This window comes from Enterococcus villorum (assembly GCF_007990225.1).
Taxonomy (GTDB): Bacteria; Bacillota; Bacilli; order Lactobacillales; family Enterococcaceae; genus Enterococcus_B; species Enterococcus_B villorum.
On the sequence record NZ_BJWF01000081.1, the window covers coordinates 1 to 1,947 of the forward strand.

Genomic DNA, 1,947 nt, shown 5'->3' on the forward strand with positions numbered 1-1,947 from the left:
CATTGATTAGTTCAATATCCACCAATCTCACTACAGCTAAATTCTCTTTGCTTTTCGCTAACCACTTATCGCATTCCATCGTGTTTTCAATGCAAATGATCGCTGAGTGGTTATAGACATGTTCTACATATCCACGAAACGGATAGATGAACCCTTCTGCTTCGCAGCGAACCATGTCACCGACTTTGAATTTTGGTTTCTTACGTGTTTTAGGGTTCTTTGTCGGCATATCTAGCATTAAACCGCCGATACCGTGACTGCTAGCGTAAAATCCGTCTTTTAGTTTCATTCTTTTTCCTCCCGTTCTAATCCCCATTGAGCGAATGCTGCTAGGACTTCTGCCGCTTGTTTTCTAGGCAATCTTGCAAGTGCGTTTCTAGCTTTCAATAATTCCTCAGCTCCATCTTTTTCAAGTCGACCAGGCGAAATGGATAATGAATTATAGAGAGAATGAATTGCTTTTATTAATGATCCTTTTGAACCTGCGTTGATTTTCAGCCGTTCCAACACGATTTTCTGGTTGTCGTCGAGTTCCGAATGCTCATCAGTAGCTGCTACCTTGTCATATAATTTTTGTAAGTCTGGTGCATCGTCAACCATCGCAAAAGATATTTCTGACAATACTTTCTCTTTAAATTCGCTCATCCTTCTACCACCTCTTCCACTGGCACAGCAAACGCCCAATATCTTTCATCAATTGCTTTGATTTCCGCTTCTGTTAGCTGATAAGCAGATTTTTCCCAAGCACACAACGAGCAGCTAGTATCAAAATAGAAATCATTTCTGTTATTAAATTTCTTGATAAGATATAAGTCACCAATAATAACTTCATACAACGGCTCTTTCTCGACCTCGTAGCCGTCTTTCATGCGAATGAAAGTTTCGATTGGATTGTTTTCGGATTTAGCAAACCACTGATATAGGACGCTATCGGTGTCTCGTTCCTCCCAAAATACAAGATATCCAAAAATAGCATTATCTAAATCATCTTTATTATCTTCAAACCACTCCGCCACAAACTTAGGCACAACTGGCTTTTGCGGTTCGTCTAGTTGTTCTAAATCATCTAGGATTTCTTTATAAAGATCATATTTAAGTTGCTCGCTAATTAAATTTCTATTGGGGCAATATGGTCTTAATTTAGCTATTTCTGCAGTATATTTGTCGATCAATTCCTGTTTATTCATCGCTGTTCCTCCTTCATGAAAACTAACCAATGTGTCTGTGACCGTCTATTTCCAAACAAAGGGCTATATGGTTCGATTGCTTTCAACACATCTTTTAGTTTTACCTGGTTCTCATTCCACTTGAAAATCAGTGTCCCGTTTGGTTTTAAAACCCTCATGCACTCAGACATTCCTTGTTTTATATCTTCTGGCCAGTTATCTTTGTCTAGCTGTCCGTACTGCCCTTTCATAATCGAATTCTGGCCAGCCCATTTTAAATGTGGTGGATCAAATACAACTAAATCGTAAACATTATCTTCAAAAGGCATATTTCTAAAATCCGCTACAACATCTGGTTTCACATTCACTTTCTTTCCGTGTACCTCGTACTCTTCTTCTCGTATATCCATGTAAGTCGCAAAACTGCAATTTTTATCAAACCAAAACAAACGACTACCACAACATGCATCTAATATTTTAGGCAATCACTCTACCTCCAATAACTCTGAATTCTCGTATATATTACCTAAAACAGTGAGAAATCTTTCTGTGTCCCGAAAAGCAAATTGCCCATATTCAAATATGCCAACATTTGAATCGAATTGAATATCTGGGTTAATCTTCACGACTGCAACTCTAATTGGTTCTTCTTCCCAATCAGCAGTATCTCCCCATTGCACTATATCCCCCTCAAATATCTCCACACCATTTTTATCTTTCAGCCCTGTGGATTGCATGAGAACATATTTATCTGGAGACATTTCAGCATGAGTGATCAAAC

Annotated in this window: 5 protein-coding genes; all 5 read right to left on the minus strand. The window is 38.5% G+C overall.

Features of this window, described 5'->3' with window-relative positions; all coding sequences use genetic code 11:
- Positions 1-289: hypothetical protein (locus EVI01_RS13325; protein ID WP_146811763.1), on the minus strand; the 289-nt coding region annotated here is incomplete at its 3' end.
- Positions 286-645: a hypothetical protein gene (locus tag EVI01_RS13330; RefSeq protein ID WP_261766406.1), complete on the minus strand. Its 360-nt coding sequence runs from the start codon at positions 643-645 to the stop codon at positions 286-288. The genes EVI01_RS13325 and EVI01_RS13330, both read right to left, overlap by 4 nt.
- Positions 642-1,187: a DUF1642 domain-containing protein gene (locus EVI01_RS13335; RefSeq protein WP_146811765.1), complete on the minus strand. Its 546-nt coding sequence runs from the start codon at positions 1,185-1,187 to the stop codon at positions 642-644. The genes EVI01_RS13330 and EVI01_RS13335 overlap by 4 nt, the downstream gene beginning before the upstream one ends.
- The gene (locus EVI01_RS13340; protein WP_146811767.1) at positions 1,184-1,651 is read right to left on the minus strand and encodes a methyltransferase domain-containing protein; all 468 of its coding nucleotides are present in this window, start codon (positions 1,649-1,651) and stop codon (positions 1,184-1,186) included. Before EVI01_RS13340 ends, EVI01_RS13335 begins: the two co-directional genes overlap by 4 nt.
- The coding region (locus EVI01_RS13345) for a YopX family phage-derived protein (RefSeq protein ID WP_261766407.1) at positions 1,652-1,947 on the minus strand (296 nt) is incomplete at its 5' end.